Origin of the sequence: Corynebacterium sp. HMSC08A12 (assembly GCF_001807485.1) — a bacterium.
Classification (GTDB): Bacteria; Actinomycetota; Actinomycetes; order Mycobacteriales; family Mycobacteriaceae; genus Corynebacterium; species Corynebacterium evansiae.
Genome location: NZ_KV789168.1, coordinates 1 through 24,003 on the forward strand (window position 1 = coordinate 1; position 24,003 = coordinate 24,003).

Sequence of the window (24,003 nt, forward strand, 5' to 3'; positions counted from 1 at the left end):
GAGTAAGTCACCGCCGGCACTAAAACTAAAGATGAAGTGGGGTGTGGGTCGTTGTAACCTTTCAAAGGTTGCAGCAACCCACACCTCATTTTTTTATGCCTTAACGCACTGCGGCGGAAAAGTAGGCGTCAATAGCAAAAGACAACAACATTGCGCCTCCGCAGCAAGCGAAACTAAGATTGATAAGGTTCACGGGACGGGCCCTACAACCCGAAAAGACGAAGACGACGGAAGGTAAACCCCCAAGAATGGCTGAAAACTCAAGCAACAATCGCGGACGCGGTGGCCGGCCCCAGGGGGAGGGCAAATTCCGCAACAAGGGCGGCTTCAAGCCCAACCGCGGCGGCCGCCCCAACCGCAACTCAAACAAGAAGCGTGGTTCCAACTGGGAAACCCAGCGCGGCCCACACAGCGGCCCCCAGCGAGCCGGCTACCGCGAAGAACGCCTCAACAAGCGTCTCAACGAGCCGGAAGTTCCCAAGGACCTCGACCCGAAGGAGCTCGACCCTTCCGTACGCCAGGAACTCCGCAGCCTCTCCAAGGACAACGCAGACATGGTGGCAAAGCACCTGATCATGGCTGCCACGCTACTGGACGACGAACCGGAGAAGGCACTCGCCCACGCCCGCGCCGCCAAGGATCGCGCCGGTCGAGTCTCCGTCGCCCGTGAAACCTGCGGCATCGTTGCCTACCACGCAGGCGAGTGGAAGGAAGCTATCTCCGAGCTGCGCGCTGCCCGCCGCATGGCCGGTGGCCCCGGGTTGCTGCCTGTTCTCGCCGACGCGGAACGCGGCCTCGGCAAGCCGGAGAAGGCTCTGGAAGTAGCCAACGACCCGCAGGCCGACAAGCTAGACGCAGAATCCAAGGCGGAGCTGGCCATTGTCGTCGCCGGCGCCCACCAGGATCTCGGCCAGTCCGACGAAGCCTTGCTGGCCCTGGAAGCTCAGCTGGACAACGCTGAAGCCCCAGACGTAACCCGCATGCGCCTGTACTACGCCTACGCCGACGCTCTGGCCACCGCTAAGCGCAACGACGAGGCCATCGACTGGTTCACCCGTGCAGGCGAAATGGATACCGAAGAAGTCCTGGACGTCCCGGACCGCCTGGCCGAGCTAGGCGCGGACCCCAACGGTGCAGATCAGAACAAGGATAAGTAGCCCATGGCCCACCCGCTGCTGGATAACTACGACGCACTACTAGCCGACCTCGACGGCACCGTGTTCTCTGGCCACACCCCAATCCCGGGCGCGGCAGAAGGCCTGGCAGGCCGCAAGGTCATGTACGTCACCAACAACGCCTCGCGCGCCCCGCAGCAGGTCGCCGAGCACCTGAACTCCATGGGCTTCCCCGCGAAGGCGGAAGACGTGGTTACCTCCGCCATGGCCGCCTGCGACCTGGGCAAGCGATACATCGCCGAAGCCGGTATCGAGCAGCCGATTGCCTACGTAATCGGCCACGACTCCTTCAAGCAGCTGGTGGCTGACGCTGGCTTTCAGGTCACGGAGACCGCCGACGACCAACCGCACGTGGTCTTCCACGGCCACAGCCCGGACAACAACTGGGCACGCCTCTCCGAGGGCGCCCTGGCTATCCGTCGCGGAGCTCGCTACTTCGCCTCCAACCTGGATACGACCCTGCCCTCCGAGCGCGGGTTCCTGGTCGGCAACGGTTCGATGGTTGCGGCAGTGACCTCCGCCACGGGAGTCACCCCCGAATCCGCCGGCAAGCCCGGCCCCGCCATGTTCGAGGTCGCCGCTCGCCGCATTGGGTCCACGAAGCCCTTGGCCGTCGGCGATCGCCTGGATACCGACATCGCCGGTGGCAACGCCGCGGGGATGGACACGCTCTGCACCGTCACTGGGGTGTCTACCCACACCGATATTATTGACGCCCCTTCGTCCCACCGACCCACGTTCATTGCAGGTAACCTACGCGACCACCTGCCCGGCTGGTCCGCGAGCGTGGATGAGGGGACGACCCGCATCCGTGTGACCGCCGGCGAGCTGGGCGACGTGGAAGTCATGGCCGCCGAAGCACTGGCCGTGGCTGCGCCGCTGGCGTGGAAGCTGATCGATGACCCGGAGATTCCGCAGGTCACTAGCGCCGCGGACATCGACTTTGTAGGCGCAGACGCACAGGCCGTGGAGGCTCTGGGAGGTTGGAAGTAAGTGGGCGAGGGGCAACCGAAACCTTCGATGTTGTCGGGGGACAGTAGGCGTCAACAAGAAGAGCTGGCACAGGCCGTCGACGAGCTACTCGCGCGCGACGTCCACGGCGCCGAAGAAGCAGCGGTGTTGGAAGAAGCTCACCGGGTGGTAAACGAGGCACTCGGGGGCGAGCGCTGATGGCCAAGAGAGGGCCGAAGCTGCAGCGGCTGGACGCGGAACTGGTGGCGCGGAAGATCGCTCGCAGCCGCGAGCATGCTCAAGAGATGATCAAGGCCGGGCGCGTGACCGTCAACGGCATTCTGGCCAAGAAGCCGGCCAGCGGCGTGGACGGGAACGTATCCATAAAGGTCGCAGAGTCCGAAGACGACCGCTGGGCCAGCCGCGGCGCGCACAAGCTACTGGGGGCACTGGAGGCCTTCGAGCCGCAGGGCCTCAGCGTGGAAGGCAAGACCGTCCTGGATGCCGGCGCCTCCACCGGCGGGTTTACGGATGTGTGCCTGGACCGCGGCGCTGCGAAGGTGAAGGCAGTGGACGTGGGCTATGGCCAGCTGATCTGGCGGCTGCAGAACGACGACCGGGTGGACGTCATGGATCGCACGAACGTGCGCACCCTCACCCCCGAAGACCTCGGTGGCCAGGTGGATCTGATGGTCGGGGACTTAAGCTTCATTTCTATTCGCCTGGTGCTGCCTGCACTGGCCGCGTGCGTGAAGGAAGGCGGCGATCTGCTGCCGATGGTGAAGCCGCAGTTCGAGGTCGGCAAGGATCGTCTGGGCCACGGCGGGGTGGTCCGCAGCCCCGAATTGCGTGCGGAAGTGACCCGCGAAGTGGCCGTCGAGGCGATGAAGTATGGTTTGAATACGAAGGCCGTTGTCGCCTCCCCGCTGCCGGGGCCGAGCGGCAATGTTGAGTATTTTCTCTGGTTGGTCAAGGACAGTGCCGCGGTTTCACCTAGCATGGTTGAAGAGGCTGACCACACCGGCCTGGACGAGATGATTGCAACCGCCATTAAGGAGGGCCCGCAGTGACCACACCGGGGACGGACCACGCCGCGGATCAGGGCGCGGAATCTGGTGACAAGGGCACCAAGGCCGCTTCGGGGGCCGCTTCGGCTACTTCGGGCGCGAAGACCGAGCGTGAGGTTCTACTGGTTGCGCACACCGGTGTGCACGAGAACCTGGGCCTGGCGGCGGAGGCAGCGTCGCGCCTGCAGAAGGGCGGCATTAACGTTCGAGTGATGGCCACCGCCGATCCGGCTCCGGTTGCTCGCCACGAGATTCTGGGGCGCTTCAAGCGCTTCGGCCACACCAAGGAAGCCGCGACTGGCGTGGAGATGGTGATTGTCCTGGGCGGCGATGGCACCTTCCTGCGCGCAGCTGACATTGCGCACTCCGCGGACGTGCCGGTGCTGGGCATCAACATGGGCCACATCGGTTTCCTCGCGGAGTGGGAGCAGGAATCCCTGCAGGAGGCTGTGGATCGCGTGATTAACCGCGATTACCGCATCGAAGACCGCATGACCCTGTCGATCACCGCCCGCGACATGGACGGTCGTGTGCTGGGAACCGGCTGGGCACTGAACGAATGCTCTGTGGAGAACCTGAACCGCCAGGGTGTGCTGGATACGATCCTGGAGGTCGACGAGCGCCCTGTTTCTTCGTTCGGTTGTGACGGTGTTTTGGTATCGACGCCCACAGGCTCCACTGCCTATGCCTTCAGCGCAGGTGGCCCGGTTCTATGGCCGGAGTTGGATGCGATTCTGGTGGTAACCAGCAACGCGCACACGCTGTTTAGCCGCCCGCTGGTGGTCTCCCCGAACTCGATGGTGGCGGTGGAGACGAACCCGTCGACCTCGCCCGCGACGGTGGTGATGGACGGTTTCCGCCAGATCCACATGCCCCCGGGAGCGCGCGTGGAGATCCGCCGCGGCCCGCAGCCGGTGCGCTGGGTGCGCCTGGATTCCGCGCCGTTTACCGACCGCCTGGTACACAAGTTCCGCCTGCCCGTGACGGGCTGGAGGGGTCCGCGCCACTAGTAATGCTGCACGAACTACACATTCGCAACCTCGGTGTGATCGAGGAGGCGACGGCGGAGTTTTCCACGGGCTTGAGCGTTGTCACCGGCGAGACCGGTGCGGGTAAGACGATGGTCGTCAGCTCCCTGCGTTTGCTTTCCGGGCACCGCGCGGATGCCTCCCGCGTGCGCAATGGCGCAGACAGGGCCAGCGTGGAGGGGATTTTTTCTGCGGATTCCGCAGCAGTGGATGAGCTGGTTGAGCAGGTTGGCGGGTATGTCGACGACGGGGAGGTCATTGCTTCCCGCACGGTGAACGCCACGGGCCGTTCGCGTGCGCATCTGGCAGGTAAGACGGTGGCTGCTGGCGTGCTGGGGGAGTTCGCTGGGCACGTCATCACGATCCACGGTCAGAACGACCAGTTGCGGCTTTTGGATCCGGTGCGTCAGCTCGGTGCTTTGGATGACTACGCAGGGCTGGGGGAGAAGGTCGCCACCTACCAGGCACGTCGCGCAGAGTGGCTGCGTTTGGATAAGGATCTGCGCCGTCGCATGGAGGCGCGCCGCGACCTGGCCCTGGAGAGTGAAACCCTGCAACGCGCGGTGGAGGCGATCGACGAGATCGATCCGCAGCCGGGCGAGGACGTAGAGGTTAAGACGCAGATCAAGCGCCTGCAGGCCGCCGATGACATCCGCGCTGGTCTGCAGCGTGCACAGGCGGCCCTGGACGGCATGGATGGCCTGTCCGGGGACGACTTCGGGGATTCTGAGGGCGCTAGTGCCCTGGTCGGCCAGGCGACCAACGAGCTGACCAACCTGACCGATACCGAGGCGGAGGGCGGCAACCTTTCCGACTTGGCGGACCGGCTGGGCGAGGTGAGCGTGCTGCTGGCCGACATTTCCTCCGAGATCGGGCAGGCGCTGCTGGACGTTCCCGACCCCGACGAGCTGGATGGCCTGCTGCAGCGCCAGACCCAGTTGCGGGAGCTGCGGAAGTATGCCGTGGATGTGGATGGGGCGCTGGCGTGGCGCGACCAGGCGCACGAGCGTCTGGAATCGATGGACGTTTCCGATGAGGCGTTGCAGAAGCTGCAGGACGATGTCGCAGCTGCGCGGGATGCGGCGCGCGCGGTGGCTGAGGAGTTATCTTCGGCGCGCGTGAGGGCGTCCAAAAAATTTTCGAAGGCCGTTACTGAAGAGATCCGGGGCCTGCACATGTCGGCCGAGATCCGCGTCGACGTGCGGCAGCCTGGCGAGAAGGCGGGCGAGAAGGCCGACGAGCTGGGGCTGCACGGCATCGACGAGGTGGAGTTCCAGCTGGTGCAGGGCGGCAACGTGAATCCGCTGGCGGGCTCGGCTTCCGGCGGTGAGCTTTCGCGCGTGATGCTGGCGCTCGAGGTGGTGCTGGCCGCGGGCACCGAGGGCGGTCGGACGATGGTCTTCGACGAGGTCGACGCGGGTGTCGGCGGTAAAGCAGCCGTGGAGATCGGGCGCCGTCTGGCGAAGTTGGCGGTCGATAATCAGGTCATCGTCGTTACTCACCTGCCCCAGGTTGCCGCGTTTGGTGACGCCCACGTCTACGTGGCTAAGGCGACTTCCGCGGACTCGGTGACTTCCTCGGTGCGCACGCTCAGCGAGGATGAGCGGGTGGAGGAGCTGTCGCGCATGCTGGCAGGCTTGGAATCCGAGACGGGGCGGGCTCACGCCGAAGAGCTGATGGCGATGGCTACGGAAGCGAAAGCGGAGCTGTAGAAAATTTTTTGGCCAGTGGGCGCGGGAGTGTGATCGGCGCTACAGTAGTGCTGTGTTAAAAGGGGGAGCGCGCACCCGCGGCGATCTGCGTGCAGTGTGAGGGGGGCTAAAGCGGTGAAGCGTGTAGCGGCAAGTGTGTTTTTAATTTTTTTTGGATTCGCTTTGACTGCGTGCGGCAGCGAAGGTGACGAACCTACTCTGACCGGTGCTTTTGCTGAAACTGAGGAGTTATCGGCAGGCGACAGGCCTGTGGATAACTCGGGTTCGGGTGAGGCCGAAGGCGACGGCCGTATGCTAAAACCTGAGGGGCACAAGGGGATGTGGTTCGAGACCGAGCCGACGGATCCGTGGGAACACTACGTGTGGGCATCGCAGAAGTTCGTGGGGGATCCCATCGAACTTCCGAAGCTAGAGGGGAAGGGGAATAAACAAGGTTTTCATGGGCTTCCAGATATTTGTGATTCACGAGTTTCAGTGCGACTGAAGGAGATAGGCTTTGAACAAGAAATGTCTATTGATTCACCGCTGAATTACACATGTAACTTTTTTGAATTAGAGCCCGTTAATGGATCTTTCTCTGAAGCGTTATTCCAGGTTTCGCTTGATAGTGATCGACAAAGTAACGATTATCGGAAAGATGTGCACTATGACCCGCAACGTGAGGATGTAGTTCCTGTCGGTGACGGAGGGGGCAATTCTAGTGAGTGTGCTATTTCCAAAAATGTGGATGGCAGTAGGTTGGCGATCGAGAGCCTGTCTGGAGCGTCAGGTAGCAGTATTCAAGAAACGTGTTTGTACTCAGAGTATTTCTTTCAGATTTACGACAACATAGCTAGTATTTGATTATTTTTAGGGGTGGGGAATGTTAAGGTTCGATGTTTCTGGGCTAAGGGCCGTTCAGCAAAGCTTGCGGTCTTCATTGATTGCATTAAAAGGACTGAAGTCTGCTGGTCGAAGTTTGGGGAGTTACACCGGTGCACCGTCAGTTACTGGTGCTTTCTCGCAGCATCATTCGTTCTGGGTGGGGCAATCAGGATCCGCTGAGAATGTGCTCGATATTTTAAAATCGAATATTGAATGGCTTCAAGAAGTATTCACCAATCAAATGGAAGGCTTCGACCTGCAAGAGTATTTCAGCAAGCAGTCTTTCGATCAGATGAACTCCCAGGTTTCAGTCGCGGACAACAGGATGCGGAAATTTTTTATCCCAACCCGCGATTCCCGGTCGATCGACAACCTGATGTACAACACGCCAGTTACGGTCGCGGAGGCCACCATGCCGCTGGCTTCCCTCATATCGGCATTTCAGGGGGACGATTCCGCACCTCTCGCGGTCGCGGGTTCTTGGGAGAACGCAGCCAAGGCGCTCAAAGATTCCATGGATAACCTCAAGAGCGCATCCACTGGCCTGGCCAGCTCCTCCGAGGGCTACTCCTTCGACACGGCGCGCGAAGCGATCGACGATGTGCACAAAACCGGCCTTGTCGTCGCCTCCAACACCACCGCAATGGCCGGCTCCGTCCGCCAATTCCCGCTCGTCCGCAGCACCAACCTGCAAGCACTCGAAACCATCCAAGCTACAACCTCGCTGATCGCCGACCCTGCGGAACGCCTACTCGCCGAACAAGCTGCCGTCGCCAACTTCGTTTCCTCGCAACTGCAGCCATCCCTAGAGATGGTCCGCCCACCCGTCTCCAACCTCGGAGTTCCGATCGTTGGGCACTCTGGTGGAGGAACTCTGGACGCCACCACCGTCTCCACCGCCTCCGCTCAACCGACGGTCACGCACATCAACGGCCACACGAATGCTGTTGCGCCCGCAAGCGCCGCGGCGCACGGCGAGCAAGCTGCCAACGCAGCAACCAACGCCCCGAAACCCGCTGCAGCTCCCGCAGCCACTCACGCGGCTCCGGCACCAGGTGGCCTGCACGCTCCGGCTAACACACCTGCACCCGTCCAACCCGCAGCGGCCACAGCAGCACCACAAGCTCCCGGATTCGCGCCCGGAGGCATCACGTCACCGGCACAGGCACCGACGATCACGCCGCACCAAGCAGCCACAGCCGCTGCCACTCCGACCGTTCCCGGCCAGGGCGGTACTTCCATGCCCGGTACGGAGAACCTCATCAACGCACAGAATCGCTTCGGCGCCGGAAATGGCGCAGCCAGGCGCTCCGGCACGGTGAGCGAACTGGGCACCAGGGGGAATGACCCACAGCTTCGCAGCATCAGCGGAGGCGCCGGCGCCGGAACCGGCGCAAACTCCGTCACCGGCACCCCAAAGGCGGACTTGCGTAACGTCTCCACCACGGCACCCCGACCGAACCTCCCAGGCAGCCTGAAAGCAATCTCCACCCCTCTCAGCGCCCCTTACGGCGAGAACGCGCACGCGAACACTCCCAACTCCGGCAAGGGTGCAACCTCCGCAGTCCACGGCGCCACTGGCGCTAAGGGCGGGGTTGGAATGAAGAGCGGCGGGAACGTGGCGTCCACAGCAATGGGTAGAGGAACAAGCATCGGCCGGGCAGGCAAGGGGACGAAGAGTGGCCTGCGCGGGTCGGCGGTGACATTCGGCAAGCAGGATCGCTCGTACTTCCGCCGCATTTTCCTTAGCGGGGAGGATCCGCTGATCTCCGGGAAGAAGGCGCGCGACCGGAAGAGCCGGGGCAAGGACCGAGCCACTGCGCAACAAACGGTGAAGAAGGTGATTCGCTAGAGTAAAACAGCCGTTCACCGGCGCGCCTAACGCAACACTGGCCACATGAACACCACAATGGTGGGCATGATTTTCTCCCGCAGCGACCAGCCCGGAATCAACGGCGCCACCCGTGACCTCACCGGACCCAAGGGATTTACGAAGGCCAAGATCTCCGAGGGCGACATTGCCATTGTCGACGAACCCGACATCAGCCGTGCTAACTGCCAGAAGCTCATCGACGCGCGCGTAGCCGCCGTGGTGAACGCGCAACAGTTCACCACTGGACAGGTGCCGAACTTCGGCCCGCAGATGATGCTCGACGCAGACATCCTGCTGATCGAAAACGCCGGCGACGAGCTGCTCTCCAAGGTCAAGAACGGCAAGAAGGGCCGCGTTGACGAGGGCAAGGTCTACTACGGCGACCGCTCCATCGGCGGTGGCGAGATCCTGGACATGGATACCGCCGCAACCCGCTTCGAGGACGCCCGCGAGGCGCTCGGCGATCACATGGAAGCCCTGTCCGGCAACATGTCCGAGTTCGTCCGCTCCGAGGCCCCGCTGCTGGTCGATGGCCTCGGCATCCCGGATGTCGACGTGGACATGGACGACCGCAAGGTGCTGGTGGCCAGCCCCGATACGCACATCGAGCAGAAGCTGAAGGATCTGCGCTACTTCATGCGCGAGTACTCGCCGATCATCGTCGCCGTGGAGAACGCAGCAGACAGCCTGATGCAGGAGGGCTACCGCCCGAACGTGATCATCGGCGACCCGGAGAAGATCTCCAACGAGGCGCTGCGCTGCGGCGCCACCGTCGTGCTTCCCGCAGACCCGGACGGCCACGCTGTCGGCCTGGAGCGCATCCAGGACCTCGGCGTGGGCGCTATGACCTTCCCCGCCGCCACCCAGGATCCGACGGACCTGGCGCTGCTGCTGGCCAACTACCACGGAGCATCCATGGTGGTGAGCCTCGGCGAGGTGGAGGACCTGGACCGCGTGTTCCAGCGTGCCCAGTCGCCGGAAACCCCGTCGGCCCTGATGTCCCGCCTGCGCGTCGGCCCCCGCCTGGTCGACTCCACCGCCGTGGCGGAGCTCTACCGCGTCTCCCGCTCCGGCGGCGGCTGGATCTGGGCGCTGCTGGGCATCCTGGTCGCCCTGGCCGTCATCGTTGTGATCATCGGCTTCTCCGGCGATGGATCCTTCGTGGACAACCTCGTGGACACCTGGAACAACTTCGCGCTGAGCGTGCAGGATCTGTTCAAGAATTAACGCAGGAATAGCAGGGAGACAAGAGGCATAAGCATGAGCAAGAACTCGAAGGGCTCCGCCGGCAGAGTGATCGCCGGCCTGGGCTTCGGCGTGGCCGTCGGCACTGCACTGGGCTTTTTCGCCCTCGCCCCGAACGTGCCGGGCGGGCCTGTGGCAAAGGATTCTTCCGCCGAGCAGGAGCTAAAGAGCGAGCAAACCGCGCGCGAGAAGGCCGAGGGGCAGTCCACCGCCAGCGACAAGGTCTTGGGGTCGGTCGCGGGCCCGGCGGTGCGCAACCTGTTGCGTGGTTCGTCGGTAGACCTTTTTGTGCTTCCGGACGCCGACCAGGCCAACGTCGATAGCCTCCAGCGCCTGGTCAAAATGGCCGGTGGGGAAGTCCACGGTGTGGTCGAGGTGACGGAGAAGGCGCTGGACGCCAACAACGGAGACACCCTGAAATCCATCGCGGCGAACTCCCTGCCGGCCGGCGCGAAGCTCTCGGAGGACAAGCTGGACCCGGGTATGCACACCGGCCAGCTCCTGGGTGCAGCCCTCGGCGCAGGCGACAAGGAAGCCAGCGAATCGGACCGGGGCGTGGCCCTGGGCGCACTGGCGAACGAGGACTTCATCGCTTACCAGGGCGAGGCGCCGAAGACTGCCGACCTGGCTCTGGTCGTGGGTGGGGATACCGCCGACGACAAGGACCGCGGCAACTACGGCACGAAGTTCGTCGCCGACTTCGCCGCAGGCCTGGATTCTCGCATGAAGGGCGCCGTTCTGGCCGCCCAGGCGGGCAGCGCGGAAGACGACGGCGCTGTTGGCCAGGTTCGTGCCGACCGGGCAGCCAAGGAGGCCGTATCCACGGTGGATAACGTGGACACCGTCGCAGGCCGCATCGCCGCGATCCGCGCGCTGGGCCAGCAGAAGGACGGCAAGGCGGGGCACTACGGCGCTGCCGCGAACGCCTCGGATGCTACGCCGGAATAGGCTTGTGTTAGGCTGAAACCCCGTAGATAGCGAAGTTTAAGCGTCGTTGATTCGGGAGTTACCTTGGCCACTAATCGTGCAAAGAACAGCACTAAATTCATCTTCGTCACCGGCGGTGTGGCGTCCTCGCTGGGCAAGGGGCTCACAGCAGCAAGCCTAGGGCAGCTGCTGTCCTCCCGTGGCCTGCGCGTAACGATGCAGAAGCTGGATCCGTACCTCAACGTTGATCCGGGCACCATGAACCCCTTCGAGCACGGCGAAGTGTTCGTCACCGAGGATGGCGCGGAGACCGACCTGGACCTCGGCCACTACGAGCGTTTCCTGGATCGCAACCTCTCCGCCGCTGGCAACGTGACCACCGGCAAGGTGTACTCCAACGTCATCGCCAAGGAGCGCCGCGGCGAGTTCCTGGGCAAGACCGTCCAGGTGATTCCGCACATCACCGACGAGATCAAGGCCGCAGTGCTGGCCATGGGGCAGCCGGATAAGAACGGCCAGGCTCCGGACGTCGTCATCAGCGAGATCGGCGGCACCGTCGGTGACATCGAGTCCCAGCCCTTCCTGGAGGCCATCCGCCAGGTCCGCCACGAGGCAGGTCGCGAGAACATTGCCTTCATTCACGTTTCCCTGGTGCCTTACCTGGCACCGTCGGGCGAATTGAAGACGAAGCCGACCCAGCACTCCGTCGCGGAGTTGCGCAGCATCGGTATCGTCCCGGACGCGATCGTCCTGCGCGCCGACCGCGAGGTTCCGCAGGCCATGAAGTCCAAGATCGCCCTGATGTGCGACGTGGACGAGGACGGCGTGGTTTCTTGCCCGGACGCCCCCTCCATCTACGACATCCCGAAGGTGCTGCACTCTCAGCACCTGGATAACTACATCATCCGCCGCCTGAACCTGCCGTTCCGCGACGTGGACTGGACGACCTGGGGCAACCTGCTGGAGAGCGTCCACAATCCGCAGGGTGAGGTCACCATCGGCATCGTCGGCAAGTACATCGACCTGCCGGACGCGTACCTCTCCGTCGCGGAAGCCATCCGCGCCGGCGGTTTCGGCGCCAACGTGCGTGCCAACGTGAAGTGGATCGCCTCCGACGAATGCGAGACCGAGAAGGGCGCTGTAGAGGCTCTGAAGGACGTCGACGGTGTGGTCATCCCCGGTGGCTTCGGCAACCGCGGCATCGAGGGCAAGATCGGCGCCATCACCTACGCCCGCAAGAACAAGCTGCCGCTGCTGGGCATCTGCCTGGGCCTGCAGTGCATCGTGATCGAGGCCGCGCGCACCGCGGGCCTCACCGATGCTTCTTCTACCGAGTTTGACGCCAACGCCTCCACCCCTGTGATCTCCACCATGGAGGAGCAGAAGGCAGCTGTGTCGGGCGAGGCGGATCTGGGCGGAACCATGCGTCTGGGTGCCTACCCGGCGCGTCTGCCCGAAGGCTCTCTGGTCGCTGAGATGTATGGCGCCACCGACGTCTCGGAGCGCCACCGTCACCGCTACGAGGTGAACAACGCATACCGCGAGCAGATCACCGAGGGCTCTGGCCTGCAGTTCTCCGGTACCTCCCCGGACGGCACCCTGGTGGAGTTCGTGGAGTACCCGAAGGACGTGCACCCGTACTTCGTGGCCACCCAGGCTCACCCGGAGTACAAGTCCCGCCCGACCCGCTCCCACCCGCTGTTCCAGGGGCTGGTGGATGCTGCGCTGCAGCACCAGGCTGAGCGCTCCTAAACTTGGGAGTCATGAGCAACGACAGCACCCCGTACCGCGTTGTAGATAGCGAACTGCTGCTGGACGCGCCGATCATCGGCGTGCGGCGCGATACCATCACCACCGCCACCGGCGAGGCGAAACGCGAGATCGTGGAGCACTTCTCCGCAGTCGCGGTCGCCGCCGTGCGCGATAACCACGTGATGATGATCCGCCAGTATCGCCACGGCGTGGGCCGCCACCTGTGGGAGATCCCCGCCGGCCTACTGGATCTGGTGGGGGAGGATCCCTTGGAAGCCGCCCGCCGTGAGCTGGCCGAGGAAGCTGGTCTGCGCGCCCACAACTGGCACCTGCTGGGGGATGTCGTGACCTCCCCGGGCTTCAGCGAAGAAATGTGCCGCATCTACCTGGCCGAAGACTTGGACGATGACCTCAGCGGCTTCGACCTGCCGGAGGCCGAGTTCGAGGAGGCGGAGATTGAAACCCGCTGGGTGCCTATCCCCGAAGCCATTGAGTGGGTGCAGACGGGCAAGGTGGAAAACTCCATCGCCACTATCGCCCTGCTGCACCTGGCCGCCGGTACCCGCCGGGACGTTTCAGAGCCTTTCAACTATCACTCCGGCCTCGCCGATCGCCGCTCCGCCAGTGCGGAAGCCAAGCCCGGCACGGACATGAAGTTCATCCGTTGAGTGCAGAAGCCAACCGCAAGCTCGTCACCGCCTATATCCGGCACCTAAAGACCGAGCGCGATGTCTCCGTCCACACGCTGTCGAACTACCAGCGCGACCTCGACCGCTACCTGGAGTGGCTAGGCTCCAAGGCGCTGCAGGAAGTCACCGCCACAGACATCGAGGATCACCTGGTCTACCTCCGCAAGGATTTGAACCTCGCGGCGTCCTCCGCCGCCCGCGGGCTGGCGGCCATCCGCGGCTTGCACTCCTTCGCCCACGCCGACGGCCGCCTGCCCTTCGACGTTGCGGCGGATGTACCCACGCCCTCGCTGGGCGGTTCCATCCCGAAGGCCCTAAGCCTGGCACAGGTCGAGGCTTTGCTGAACGCGGTGCCGGCGGGCGACGGGGCGTCACTAATAAACATCCGCGACCGTGCGCTGCTCGAGATGCTCTACTCGACCGGCGCGCGCATCACCGAGCTACTAGACCTCGACGTCGACGACCTCGACCGGGAGCAGCGCGTGCTGCTGGTGCGTGGCAAGGGTGGCAAGGAGCGCATCGTGCCCCTCGGGCGCCCTGCGCTGGAGGCGGTGGAGCGCTACCTGGTGCGGGCGCGGCCGAGCCTGAACAAGAAGGGAAGCCCGGCGCTGTTCCTCAACAACCGCGGGGCGCGCCTGGGCCGCCAATCGGGCTTCAAGATCGTCTCGCAGGCCGCGGAGGCAGCGGGGCTGGAGCATGTCTCGCCGCACAGCCTGCGCCACAGTTTCGCCACGCACCTGTTGGAGGGCGGCGCGGATATTCGTGTGGTGCAAGAACTTCTCGGGCACGCTAGCGTGGCTACCACGCAGATTTACACCAAGGTCAGCCCTGAGCACTTGAGGGAAATTTGGGCCTCATCTCACCCCCGTACCTAGTGCGCCTGATAATCTCTAGGGTGTAATTAAAGGCTATTTATCACAATCAAGGGAAAGGGCTTGACGGGATCGCCGATGTCACGTTCACAGTCACACGCGGATGCGTTGTTTGATAAGCCCGATCAGCGCATCGGCCTGACCGGACGACCGATCAAGGAGCTGCCGGACCCCGAGCCGTTGGATCGCCACGGCCCGGCCTCCATCATCGCGATGTGCAACCAGAAGGGCGGGGTGGGTAAGACCACCTCGACTATCAACATCGGTGCCTCGCTGGCCGCGTTCGGCCGCAAGGTGCTCCTGGTGGACTTGGACCCGCAGGGTGCTCTGTCCGCCGGTCTGGGCATTAGCCACGACGAGTTGGACGTTACGGTCTACAACCTGTTGGTCGATTCTTCGGCCTCTATTCTGGACGCCATCCACTCCAGCCCCGTCGACGGTCTGGACGTCGTTCCGGCAAATATCGACCTGTCGGCTGCGGAGATCCAGCTGGTGAACGAGGTCGGCCGCGAGCAAGCCCTTGCCCGTGCGCTGCGGCCTGTGATGCGTGACTACGACTTCATCATCGTCGACTGCCAACCTTCGCTGGGGCTGCTGACGGTCAACGCGCTGAGCTGTGCGGATTCGGTGATCATTCCGGTGGAGTCCGAGTACTTCTCCTTGCGCGGCCTGGCACTGCTGATGGACACGGTGGACAAGGTCCGCGACCGCCTGAACTTCAAGCTCGAAGTGCTGGGCATCCTGGTGACGATGTTCGACCGCCGCACCCTGCACGCTCGCGAGGTGATGGAGCGGCTGGTGGAGGCGTTCGGGGACAAGGTCTTCGACTCCGTCATCACGCGCACCGTGCGCTTCCCGGAGACCTCCGTGGCCGGCGAGCCGATCAACACCTGGGCGCCGAGCTCGTCCGGCGCGGTGCAGTATTCGAACCTGGCGAAGGAAGTCATTGAGCGCGTCGCTCAGCAAATCTAGCCAGCCCGTGCAGGAGGCAGCGCAGCCAGAGCAGGCCGAGCAGCCGGAGATCACCGGCTTCCGGGTGGCGCTGGCTAACTTCGACGGCCCGTTCGACCTGCTGCTGCAGCTGATTCATTCCCACAAGCTGGACATCACCGAGGTCGCCCTGGCGCAGGTCACCGACGAGTTCATCGCCTACACCAAGAACTTAAGCTCCAGCGCCGAGGACCTGGACGAGGTCACGGAGTTCCTGGTGGTGGCCTCCACGCTGCTGGACCTCAAGGCAGCCCGGCTGGTGCCACGCGGTGAGGTGGATAGCGAGGAGGACCTCGCGCTACTGGAAACCCGCGACCTGCTGTTCGCCCGCCTGCTGCAGTACCGCGCCTTCAAGCAAGTGGCCGACCTGTTCGCCGACTGGCAGCGCGACGCCGCCCGTGCCTACCCGGCAACCCTGTCCCTGGAGGAGCACCACGCAAACCTGCTGCCGGAGGTGAAGATCGGCAAGACCGCCGACGAGTTCGCCGAGCTGGCTGCGGCCGTGTTCAGACCCAAGCCTGACCATGTGGAGACCGGACACATCCACCAGGTCGCGGTGTCTGTGCCTGAGCAGGCCGGGCGGATCCTCAACACCCTCAAGGTCGCCGGCGAGAACACCTGGGTGACCTTCGGCGCGCTCATCGCCGACGCGGAGCTGAACATGATCGTCGTCGGGCGCTTCCTGGCACTGTTGGAGCTGTACAAGGCCCGCGCCATCGGCATCGAACAGCCCGAGCCGCTGCAGGACATGTCGGTGGCCTGGACCGGGCTGGATGTCGACCCGGCGGTGGTGGCGGCCAGCAACTGGGAGTAGGCGTCACAAAGAAAGAACAGAAAGGCACACACCATGAGCGATCCAAACCCCAACCCCGCGCCGCTGCCGCAGGTGTCGGTGCTGCGCAGCCGCGTGGAATCGCTGCTGCTGGTAAGCGACGAGGCAGTGACGCCCACAGAGCTCGCCCGCGTGCTTTCCAACGAGGAGAACGCGGTGCCAGAGGCCGAGGTGGCGCGCACCCTCCACGAGATCGCGGCGGAGTACGAAGCCCGCGGAAACGGCTTTGAGCTGCGTGAACATGAGGGGGCCTTCCGGCTGTACACACGGCGCGCGAACTCGGACGTAGTGGAGGCGAAGCTGCTGGACGGCACGCAACAGCGCCTGAGCCGCGCGGCCCTGGAGACCCTGGCTGTGGTGGCCTATCGGCAGCCCGTCACCCGCAGCCAGGTGGCGGCAGTGCGCGGCGTGAACTGCGACGGTGTGATGCGCACGCTTTCCCTGCGCGGGCTAATCGCCGAGACGGGGGAGCAGGGTGGCGCGCACCTGTACTCCACTACCGAGCTTTTCCTGGAGCAGATCGGCATTGAATCGCTGGAGGAATTGCCGGATCTGGCGCCGTTGCTGCCGGAAGTGGACAGCATCGACAGCCTGGACAATATCGACAATTAAGCAGGTTGAGGGGTATAGTTCGGGCTGATAATTCAAGATTTTAGTTCGAAGGGCTAGAAACACCGTGGACACACCCGCTCGCCGAGACGGCACACCGGAGACCGCTCCGAAAGACATCTACCTATCCCAGGCCAAGCCCGCCAAGCGCCAGCACGTGACGGCGCAGGAGGCAGAGGCCGCCCTCAACAAACCAGATTCGGAGAAGGCCCAGGTGCGCCTGCAGAAGGTGCTGGCCTCTGCGGGTGTGGCAAGCCGCCGCATGAGCGAGAAGCTCATCGCCGCCGGTCGCGTGGAAGTAAACGGCGAAGTCGTGGTGAAGATGGGCACCCGCATCGACCCGAGCGTGGACATCGTCCGCGTGGACGGCGAGCGCGTGCAGGTCAACGAAGAGATGGTCTACTTTGCATTGAACAAGCCCCGCGGTGTGCACTCCACGATGAGCGACGACCTGGGCCGTCCGTGCGTTGGCGACCTGGTCGGTACGCGCCTGAAGGAAGGCCAGGGGCTGTTCCACGTCGGCCGCCTGGATGCCCAGACCGAAGGCCTGCTGCTGCTCACCAACGACGGCGAGCTGGCCAACCGCCTGATGCACCCCAAGTACGAGGTGAAGAAGACCTACATGGCCACCGTGCTGGGCGAGGCGAGCCGCAAGCTGATCCGCGAGCTGAAGGACGGCGTGGAGCTGGACGATGGCATTGCCCGCGCCGACAGCGTGCAGATCGTAGACGTGTGGCAGGGCAAGTCGCTGATCAAGGTGGAGCTGCACGAGGGCCGCAAGCACATCGTGCGCCGCATGCTGAAGGAGGCCGGCTTCCCGGTCCAGGCGCTGGTGCGCACCAAGATCCACACCGTGCAGCTGGGCGAGCAGAAGCCGGGCACGATCCGCGCGCTGAACCAGGCGGAATTGCAGAGCATGTACAAGAAGGTCGGGCTGTAGTTAGCCAGCAGCTAGAACAGCCGACATAAACACACAATTATTTAGGGGAACGACCTTTCTATGACGAACGCACCTTTCTACGAGCCCGGCTCCGCGCTGGATCAGCTCGCCAGCGCAAAGAACATTGAGGACGGCGGCCTGATCGTCGCCGTCGACGGCCCGAGCGGCACCGGCAAGTCCACCGTCTGCCGCCGCCTGGCTACCGCCGCGGACGCGAAATATCTGGATACCGGCGCCATGTACCGCGTCGCCACGTTGCATGTGCTGCGCCAGGGCATCGACCCTTCCGAGGAGTCCGCACGCGAGGCGATCATCGCCGCCACCGCTGACCTGCCGCTGGAGATCAACGAGGATCCCACCTCCACCGAGGTGCTGCTGGACGGCACCGACGTTTCCGGTGAGATCCGCGGCCCCGAGGTCACCGCGCACGTTTCCGCCGTCGCCGCCATCCCGGAGGTGCGCGAGAACCTGGTGGCCCTGCAGCGCTCTTTGGCCTTCGCCGCCGGTCGCTGCGTGGTCGAGGGCCGCGACATCGGAACTGTGGTTCTTGAGGACGCCCCAGTGAAGATCTTCATGACGGCCTCCGCCGAGGTGCGGGCTCAGCGCCGATACGATCAGGACCTGGAAGCTGGCCGAGACGCGGACTACGAGGCTGTACTCGCGGATGTGCAGCGCCGTGATGAGGCCGACTCCTCCCGTAAGACCTCTCCGCTCCGCCCGGCAGAGGATGCCGTGATTGTAGACACCGGCGAGATGGACATCGACGAGGTGCTGGAGAAGTTGGCGCAGCTGACCCTGGCAAGCGCTAAGCCGGACAGCCTGGATTCCCCGGCGGAGCTGATCTTCCGCACTGCCGATGGCGAGGTGCTGGGGGAGTCCGACTTCTCCGCCGTCGAGTTCTCCGAGTACGACGATGACGAGTTCGACGAGGGCAACGAGTCCGGCCCCGACGAATTCTTTATCACCGGCCCAGACGACTTCACCCTCGAGGGCGGCGGCGACATGCCGGAATCCGACAAGGACTGGGAAGCCCTGGAGGAAGCCTTCGGTGTGCTCGGCGACGAGGAGGCCGAGCAGGAGGCCTTGTGCACCGTTGCCATCGTCGGCCGCCCGAACGTGGGCAAGTCCACCCTGGTGAACCGCTTCATCGGCCGCCGCGAGGCTGTGGTGGAGGACTTCCCGGGCGTCACCCGCGACCGTATTTCCTACCTGGGCGAGTGGTCCGGCCGCCGCTTCTGGGTGCAGGATACGGGCGGCTGGGATCCGGATGCGAAGGGCATCCACGCGGCCATCGCCCGCCAGGCGGAGACTGCCATGGAGACCGCCGATGTGATCGTCTTCGTGGTCGACTCGAAGGTCGGCATCACCTCCACCGACGAGGTCATCGCCCGCAAGCTGCAGCGTAGTAAGGTGCCCGTGATCGTGGTGGCCAACAAGTGCGATGCCGACGCGCAGCTGGGCGACGTCGCCGAGTTCTGGGCGCTGGGTCTGGATAACCCGTACCCGGTGTCCGCCCAGCACGGCAAGGGCGCGGCGGACGTCATGGACGAGGTCCTGCGCGTATTCCCGGAGCACCCACGCGAGCTCTCCGTCGTTTCCGGCCCGCGCCGCGTGGCCCTGGTCGGTCGCCCGAACGTGGGCAAGTCCTCCCTGCTGAACAAGATCACGGGCGAGGAGCGCTCCGTGGTCAACAACGTTGCGGGCACCACCGTCGACCCGGTCGATTCTATCGTGGAGCTGGAGGAAAAGACCTGGAAGTTCGTGGATACTGCCGGCATCCGCAAGAAGACGAAGCACGCGCGCGGCCACGAGTTCTACGCCTCGCTGCGCACCCGCTCCGCGATCGACGCGGCGGAGGTCGTTGTTTTTCTTGTTGACGCCAGCGAGCCCATCGCCGAACAGGATCAACGAGTACTTCGCATGATCCTCGACTCGGGGCGTGCCCTGGTGGTGGCCTACAACAAGTGGGACCTGGTGGATGAGGACCGTCGCGACCTGCTGGAGCGGGAGATCGAGCTGCAGCTTTCCCACGTCCCATGGGCCCGCCGCGTGAACATTTCCGCAAAGACGGGCCGCGCGCTGCAGAAGCTGGAGCCCGCGATGATCGAGGCCTTGGAGAGCTGGGATCAGCGCATCTCCACCGGTCAGCTGAATACCTGGCTACGTGCGGTGATTGCGGAGACCCCGCCGCCGATGCGCGGCGGCCGCCTGCCACGCGTGCTGTTTGCCACCCAGGCCTCCACCAAGCCGCCGGTGATTGTGCTGTTCACCACCGGCTTCCTGGAGCACGGCTACCGCCGCTTCTTGGAGCGCAAGCTGCGTGAATCCTTCGGGTTCGAGGGCTCGCCGGTGCGCATCGCGGTGCGCGTGCGCGAGAAGAAGCGCAAGAAGTAGGCGCGAAAAGCAGGTTCTAGCGCAGCACCAGGATCCAAATGGCGATGTGGTGCAGCAGCGCCGCCAGGATCGTGGCGGCGTGGAAAACCTCGTGGAATCCGAACCAGCGCGGGGAGGGGTTCGGCCACTGCTTGGCGTAGATCACTGCGCCGAGGGAGTAGATGATCCCGCCCAGCAGCATCAGCAGGCTCACGGCCAGACCCAGCTGCTGGTAGTAGCCCACGGCGCCGATGGCGGCCAGCCAGCCGAGGGTGAGGTACGTGGTGGCATCCAGCCACCGCGGGTGATCAATCCACACTAGGTTCAGTACCACTGCCGCGGTGGCGGCCAGCCAGCTCACGGCCAAGATCCACAGCCCGCCGGTGTTAAACCAGCCCCAGCCGGTGAACCACTGCGCGCCGAAAGCGCCAACCGTTACCGGCCCGTAGGTGCCGGCGATGAAGACCGCGATCATGGCGTGGTCGGCGCGCCGCCAGCTATTCACCGCGCCCTCGGAGCGCCACGGCACGCGGTGGTACAGCGCGCTGACGGTGAGCATCCCGGCCAGGCACAGTGCGTACAGCGCCGTGGCCATGGTCATCCAGGACAGGTGAAACTTGGAGGCCGCAACGATGGTCAGTGCCGTGCCCATGCCGCCGAAATACCATGCGGCGGCGGTGTGCAACCGCCCCCGCATATACGGGCGTGGTCCACGGTCGAATACGGGTCGAGGGGACTTCTTCGTCAGCACTTGAGTTTTATGCACGAAAGAAAGTCTACGCGCATACGCGTTTAGAACAGCCCCGAAATAACCCCCTGCGCGTCAACATCGATGCGCTCGGCCGCGGGCTTCTTCGGCAGACCCGGCAGGGTCATCACGTCGCCAGTGAGTGCCACGACGAAACCGGCGCCGATGCGCGGCACCAGCTCGCGGACGTGCAGGGTGTGGCCGCTCGGCGCACCCAGGGCCTTGGGGTCGTCGCTGAAGGAGTACTGCGTCTTCGACACGCACACCGGCAGCTTGTCCCAGCCGTTGTCCTTCAGAAACGCCAGGTCCTTCACGGCCTGCGGGCCGAACTGCACGTCTGCCGCGCCGTAGATCTCCGTAGCAAGCGTGTTCAGAGTGGCTTCCACGCCATCGACTGGCTGATAGATCTGGTGACTGGAGCTGGGGGCGTCCTCACCAGAAACACCATCGACGACCTCCAACACGGCAGAGGCCAGATCGGCCGCGCCAGCACCGCCCTCGGCCCACACGTTGCACTCCACCACGCGCACACCGAACTGCTCGCCCCAATCGGCGACCTGAGCGCGCTCCGTGGCGGTATCAGAGCTAAACAGGTTCAGCGCCACCACGGGTTCCACGCCGAACTTGCGGATGTTGCTGACGTGGCGCTCCAGGTTGGCCAAACCGGCCTTCAGCACGGAATCGCCGTTGTGTTTCAGCGAGCGGATGGTGGCCACCACGACCGTTGCGGCGACGTCGAGGCTGCCTGCGCGGGACTTGATATCAAAGAACTTTTCCGCACCCAGGTCGCTGCCGAAACCGGCCTCGGTCAGCACAACCTCCGATAGATCCAGCGCCGTGGTGGTTGCGATCAGCGAGTTGCAGCCGTGTGCGATGTTGGCGAAAGGCCCGCCGTGCACCAGGGCAGGAGTACCACCCAGAGTTTGCACCAGGTTCGGGTTGATCGCGTCGCGCAGCAGGGCGGTGATAGCGCCCGCGCACTTTAGGTCGCCCGCGGTGACGGGCTGGCGGTCATAAGTCTGGCCCACCACGATGCGCCCGATGCGCTTCTTCAGGTCCTCCAGATCGGTGGCCAGGCACAGGATAGCCATGATCTCGCTGGCCGCCGTGATGTCGAACCCGCCCTCGCGCGGAGTGCCCTGGCCCGGCCCGCCGAGGCCCGTGACCACGTGGCGCAGCGAGCGGTCGTTGACGTCCAGGCAGCGCCGCCACGTCACGCGCCGCGGGTCGATGCCCAGGGCATTGCCGTGCTGTACATGGTTGTCGACAATGGCCGCCAGGGTATTGGTTGCGGCGGTAATAGCGTGCATGTCGCCGGTGAAGTGCAGGTTGATGTCCTCCATCGGCACAATTTGCGCATAACCGCCGCCGGCCGCACCTCCCTTGATGCCCATGACTGGCCCCTGGGAGGGTTCGCGGATCGCCACCATCGTCTGGCGCCCGGCCGCCCGCACCGCATCCGCAAGGCCGATCAGCACGGTGGACTTGCCCTCGCCCGCGGGGGTCGGGCTCATTGCGGTCACGAGCACGAGCTTGCCCTTCTTATTGACGCCCTCACGCTCCGCTCGCAGAGCGGGAACGTCGATCTTGGCCTTTGTGCGACCGTAGGGGATCAAAGCGGCCTCCGGGATGCCGGCGCGTTCCGCGATCGTGGTGATGGGCTCCAGGGTGTGGGCCTGAGCGATTTCGACGTCGCTGGGTTGGGGATTGCTGGTTGCAGAAGAGTTAGTCATATTCCCAGAATAAACGCCTACCCCTAATCGCCCCCGTAATAGCGGGTGTAAGGCTGGGGGCAACTAGACTTCAGGGGGTAAGAGGGTAACCCCCCGAATATTCGCAAAACGATTACTTCCAGTGAGGTAGTGAGGTATAGATGACCGACAACGCACACACCAAGAGCGCTCTGCACAGCGATTGGAACGAGCGGCTGGCCGTGGCGCAGGAGATGCTGCCTCTGATCAGCCGCCTGCACCGCGACAAGAACGTGGTGACTTCCATCTTCGGCCGGCTGCTTGTCAACGTCACCGATATTGACATCATCAAGTCCCACCGCTACGCCCGCCGTGTGGTGGAAAAGGAGCTGCCGCTGGAGCAGACCCTGCCCGTGCTGCGCGAGCTGGTGGAGATGAACCTGGGCACTGCCTCCATCGACATTGGATCCCTGGCCAGCCGCTACAACAAGGACTCTGAGGGGCTGCCCCTGCGCGAGTACCTGGAGCGCGAGCTGGCGGAGGTCATCGGCGGTCCGGAGCAGGTCGAGCCCCGCGACATCGTCCTCTATGGCTTCGGCCGCATCGGCCGCCTGCTGGCCCGCATCCTGGTTGCCCGCGAGGCCACCTATGGCGGTGCGCGCCTGCGTGCCGTCGTCGTCCGCTCCAAGGGTGAGGGCGACCTGATCAAGCGTGCTTCTCTGCTGCGCCGCGATTCCGTTCACGGAGCCTTCGACGGCACTATCACCACGGATGAGGAAAACAACACGATCTGGGCCAACGGCACCCCGATCCGCATTATCTACGCCAACAACCCGGCGGAGATCGACTACACCGAATACGGCATCAACGATGCAATCGTGGTGGACAACACTGGCGTGTGGCGCGACCGGGACGGCCTGTCTCAGCACCTGGAGGCCAAGGGTGTCTCCAAGGTTCTGCTGACCGCCCCGGGCAAGGGCGACATCAAGAACATCGTCTACGGCATCAACCACGGCGACATCACTGAGGATGATCGCATTCTTTCTGCGGCGTCCTGCACTACCAACGGCATCACCCCGGTGCTGAAGGTCATCAACGACCGCTACGGCGTGGAACACGGCCACGTGGAGACCGTGCACTCCTTCACCAACGACCAGAACCTGATCGATAACTTCCACAAGGGCGACCGCCGTGGCCGCGCCGCGGGCCTGAACATGGTGCTCACCGCCACGGGCGCGGCGAAGGCCGTGGCCAAGGCTTTGCCGGAGTTCGCGGGCAAGCTGACGGGCAATGCCATCCGCGTGCCCACCCCGGACGTCTCCATGGCGGTGCTGAACCTGACCCTGAACCAGGAAGTCGAGGCCGACGAGGTGAACAACTTCCTGCGCCGCGTGTCCCTGCACTCCACGCTGCGCCAGCAGATCGACTTCATTAAGTCCCCGGAGGTCGTCTCCACCGACTTCGTTGGTACTACCCACGCGGGCATCGTCGACGGCCTGGCAACCATTGCGAACGGCAACCACCTGGTGCTGTATGTCTGGTACGACAATGAGTTCGGCTACTCGAACCAGGTGATCCGCATTGTCGAGGAGATCGCCGGCGTGCGTCCGCGCGTGCTGCCGCAGCGTGCCGCAGCGCTGGACCTGTAGAAGACACCAGCACTAG

22 protein-coding genes are annotated in these 24,003 nt (G+C 64.2%); 20 read left to right on the forward strand and 2 right to left on the reverse strand.

The genetic code is table 11. The features are described 5' to 3' along the window. The 19 genes from HMPREF3166_RS10235 to der all read left to right on the forward strand — a co-directional run. Nucleotides 1–238: hypothetical protein (locus HMPREF3166_RS10235; RefSeq protein WP_210383906.1), on the forward strand; the 238-nt coding region annotated here is incomplete at its 5' end. A gap of 10 nt (nucleotides 239–248) precedes the next feature. Next, a complete protein-coding gene (locus HMPREF3166_RS01915) occupies nucleotides 249–1,157 on the forward strand; it encodes a tetratricopeptide repeat protein (protein WP_035004106.1) in 909 nt (302 codons plus the stop codon). Between the two features lie 3 nt (nucleotides 1,158–1,160). Further along, the gene (locus HMPREF3166_RS01920; RefSeq protein WP_035004104.1) at nucleotides 1,161–2,168 is read left to right on the forward strand and encodes an HAD-IIA family hydrolase; all 1,008 of its coding nucleotides are present in this window, start codon (nucleotides 1,161–1,163) and stop codon (nucleotides 2,166–2,168) included. After that, a complete protein-coding gene (locus HMPREF3166_RS10155) occupies nucleotides 2,169–2,345 on the forward strand; it encodes a hypothetical protein (protein WP_005294519.1) in 177 nt (58 codons plus the stop codon). It begins immediately after the preceding gene. Next, nucleotides 2,345–3,196, forward strand: coding sequence for a TlyA family RNA methyltransferase (locus HMPREF3166_RS01925; RefSeq protein WP_035004101.1), 852 nt, complete (start codon nucleotides 2,345–2,347; stop codon nucleotides 3,194–3,196). The genes HMPREF3166_RS10155 and HMPREF3166_RS01925 overlap by 1 nt, the downstream gene beginning before the upstream one ends. Then, nucleotides 3,193–4,203 carry an NAD kinase gene (locus HMPREF3166_RS01930; protein ID WP_035004099.1) on the forward strand — a complete coding sequence of 337 codons (1,011 nt, stop codon included), beginning with the start codon at nucleotides 3,193–3,195 and terminating at the stop codon, nucleotides 4,201–4,203. Before HMPREF3166_RS01925 ends, HMPREF3166_RS01930 begins: the two co-directional genes overlap by 4 nt. Before the next feature lie 2 nt (nucleotides 4,204–4,205). Continuing rightward, nucleotides 4,206–5,933, forward strand: a complete 1,728-nt coding sequence (gene recN / locus HMPREF3166_RS01935) for a DNA repair protein RecN (protein WP_070487412.1) — start codon at nucleotides 4,206–4,208, stop codon at nucleotides 5,931–5,933. 114 nt (nucleotides 5,934–6,047) lie between these two features. Then, nucleotides 6,048–6,776: a hypothetical protein gene (locus HMPREF3166_RS10080; protein ID WP_141741111.1), complete on the forward strand. Its 729-nt coding sequence runs from the start codon at nucleotides 6,048–6,050 to the stop codon at nucleotides 6,774–6,776. A gap of 262 nt (nucleotides 6,777–7,038) precedes the next feature. Continuing rightward, nucleotides 7,039–8,649 carry a hypothetical protein gene (locus HMPREF3166_RS01940; protein ID WP_070487413.1) on the forward strand — a complete coding sequence of 537 codons (1,611 nt, stop codon included), beginning with the start codon at nucleotides 7,039–7,041 and terminating at the stop codon, nucleotides 8,647–8,649. Between the two features lie 45 nt (nucleotides 8,650–8,694). Then, the gene (steA, locus tag HMPREF3166_RS01945; protein WP_083293795.1) at nucleotides 8,695–9,897 is read left to right on the forward strand and encodes a putative cytokinetic ring protein SteA; all 1,203 of its coding nucleotides are present in this window, start codon (nucleotides 8,695–8,697) and stop codon (nucleotides 9,895–9,897) included. Between the two features lie 33 nt (nucleotides 9,898–9,930). Continuing rightward, entirely contained in the window at nucleotides 9,931–10,863 is a 933-nt protein-coding gene (locus tag HMPREF3166_RS01950) for a copper transporter (protein ID WP_070487414.1), read from the forward strand. A 63-nt stretch (nucleotides 10,864–10,926) separates the two neighbouring features. Continuing rightward, nucleotides 10,927–12,594, forward strand: coding sequence for a CTP synthase (locus HMPREF3166_RS01955; RefSeq protein ID WP_070487415.1), 1,668 nt, complete (start codon nucleotides 10,927–10,929; stop codon nucleotides 12,592–12,594). 11 nt (nucleotides 12,595–12,605) lie between these two features. Next, entirely contained in the window at nucleotides 12,606–13,262 is a 657-nt protein-coding gene (locus HMPREF3166_RS01960) for an NUDIX domain-containing protein (protein WP_070487416.1), read from the forward strand. Beyond that, nucleotides 13,259–14,158, forward strand: a complete 900-nt coding sequence (locus HMPREF3166_RS01965) for a site-specific tyrosine recombinase XerD (RefSeq protein ID WP_049050054.1) — start codon at nucleotides 13,259–13,261, stop codon at nucleotides 14,156–14,158. Before HMPREF3166_RS01960 ends, HMPREF3166_RS01965 begins: the two co-directional genes overlap by 4 nt. Nucleotides 14,159–14,233: 75 nt before the next feature. Continuing rightward, complete coding sequence (locus HMPREF3166_RS01970; protein WP_005294544.1) at nucleotides 14,234–15,127, forward strand: ParA family protein; 894 nt, start codon at nucleotides 14,234–14,236, stop codon at nucleotides 15,125–15,127. Nucleotides 15,128–15,134: 7 nt separating this feature from the next. Then, nucleotides 15,135–15,959 carry a segregation and condensation protein A gene (locus tag HMPREF3166_RS01975; protein WP_070487417.1) on the forward strand — a complete coding sequence of 275 codons (825 nt, stop codon included), beginning with the start codon at nucleotides 15,135–15,137 and terminating at the stop codon, nucleotides 15,957–15,959. A gap of 33 nt (nucleotides 15,960–15,992) precedes the next feature. Then, the gene (gene scpB / locus HMPREF3166_RS01980; RefSeq protein WP_070487418.1) at nucleotides 15,993–16,589 is read left to right on the forward strand and encodes an SMC-Scp complex subunit ScpB; all 597 of its coding nucleotides are present in this window, start codon (nucleotides 15,993–15,995) and stop codon (nucleotides 16,587–16,589) included. A 64-nt stretch (nucleotides 16,590–16,653) separates the two neighbouring features. After that, a complete protein-coding gene (locus HMPREF3166_RS01985) occupies nucleotides 16,654–17,526 on the forward strand; it encodes a pseudouridine synthase (RefSeq protein ID WP_035004079.1) in 873 nt (290 codons plus the stop codon). 60 nt (nucleotides 17,527–17,586) lie between these two features. Beyond that, nucleotides 17,587–19,920, forward strand: coding sequence for a bifunctional cytidylate kinase/GTPase Der (der, locus tag HMPREF3166_RS01990; protein WP_070487419.1), 2,334 nt, complete (start codon nucleotides 17,587–17,589; stop codon nucleotides 19,918–19,920). 16 nt (nucleotides 19,921–19,936) lie between these two features. Here the strand turns inward: der and HMPREF3166_RS01995 are convergent, their stop codons facing one another. Both HMPREF3166_RS01995 and HMPREF3166_RS02000 read right to left on the reverse strand, forming a co-directional pair. Next, on the reverse strand, nucleotides 19,937–20,596 hold the full coding sequence (locus HMPREF3166_RS01995; RefSeq protein WP_070487420.1) for a PAQR family membrane homeostasis protein TrhA: 660 nt from the start codon (nucleotides 20,594–20,596) through the stop codon (nucleotides 19,937–19,939). A 95-nt stretch (nucleotides 20,597–20,691) separates the two neighbouring features. Continuing rightward, nucleotides 20,692–22,380 (reverse strand): formate--tetrahydrofolate ligase, encoded by a 1,689-nt coding sequence (locus HMPREF3166_RS02000; RefSeq protein ID WP_070487421.1) that lies wholly within the window; start codon nucleotides 22,378–22,380, stop codon nucleotides 20,692–20,694. Nucleotides 22,381–22,520: 140 nt separating this feature from the next. Between HMPREF3166_RS02000 and HMPREF3166_RS02005 the strand changes: the two genes are divergently transcribed. Next, nucleotides 22,521–23,987: a glyceraldehyde-3-phosphate dehydrogenase gene (locus HMPREF3166_RS02005; RefSeq protein ID WP_070487422.1), complete on the forward strand. Its 1,467-nt coding sequence runs from the start codon at nucleotides 22,521–22,523 to the stop codon at nucleotides 23,985–23,987. The last annotated feature ends 16 nt before the right edge of the window (nucleotides 23,988–24,003 follow it).

What these genes read in the sequence shown, in the direction of transcription:
- HMPREF3166_RS01915 (WP_035004106.1), top strand. Translation starts at nt 249, where the DNA reads ATGGCTGAAAACTCAAGCAACAATCGCGGACGCGGTGGCCGGCCCCAG.
- HMPREF3166_RS01920 (WP_035004104.1), top strand. Translation starts at nt 1,161, where the DNA reads ATGGCCCACCCGCTGCTGGATAACTACGACGCACTACTAGCCGACCTC.
- HMPREF3166_RS01925 (WP_035004101.1), top strand. Translation starts at nt 2,345, where the DNA reads ATGGCCAAGAGAGGGCCGAAGCTGCAGCGGCTGGACGCGGAACTGGTG.
- recN (WP_070487412.1), top strand. Translation starts at nt 4,206, where the DNA reads ATGCTGCACGAACTACACATTCGCAACCTCGGTGTGATCGAGGAGGCG.
- HMPREF3166_RS01940 (WP_070487413.1), top strand. Translation starts at nt 7,039, where the DNA reads ATGGAAGGCTTCGACCTGCAAGAGTATTTCAGCAAGCAGTCTTTCGAT.
- steA (WP_083293795.1), top strand. Translation starts at nt 8,695, where the DNA reads ATGAACACCACAATGGTGGGCATGATTTTCTCCCGCAGCGACCAGCCC.
- HMPREF3166_RS01950 (WP_070487414.1), top strand. Translation starts at nt 9,931, where the DNA reads ATGAGCAAGAACTCGAAGGGCTCCGCCGGCAGAGTGATCGCCGGCCTG.
- HMPREF3166_RS01960 (WP_070487416.1), top strand. Translation starts at nt 12,606, where the DNA reads ATGAGCAACGACAGCACCCCGTACCGCGTTGTAGATAGCGAACTGCTG.
- HMPREF3166_RS01970 (WP_005294544.1), top strand. Translation starts at nt 14,234, where the DNA reads ATGTCACGTTCACAGTCACACGCGGATGCGTTGTTTGATAAGCCCGAT.
- scpB (WP_070487418.1), top strand. Translation starts at nt 15,993, where the DNA reads ATGAGCGATCCAAACCCCAACCCCGCGCCGCTGCCGCAGGTGTCGGTG.
- der (WP_070487419.1), top strand. Translation starts at nt 17,587, where the DNA reads ATGACGAACGCACCTTTCTACGAGCCCGGCTCCGCGCTGGATCAGCTC.
- HMPREF3166_RS01995 (WP_070487420.1), bottom strand. Translation starts at nt 20,596, where the DNA reads ATGCGGGGGCGGTTGCACACCGCCGCCGCATGGTATTTCGGCGGCATG.
- HMPREF3166_RS02000 (WP_070487421.1), bottom strand. Translation starts at nt 22,380, where the DNA reads ATGACTAACTCTTCTGCAACCAGCAATCCCCAACCCAGCGACGTCGAA.
- HMPREF3166_RS02005 (WP_070487422.1), top strand. Translation starts at nt 22,521, where the DNA reads ATGACCGACAACGCACACACCAAGAGCGCTCTGCACAGCGATTGGAAC.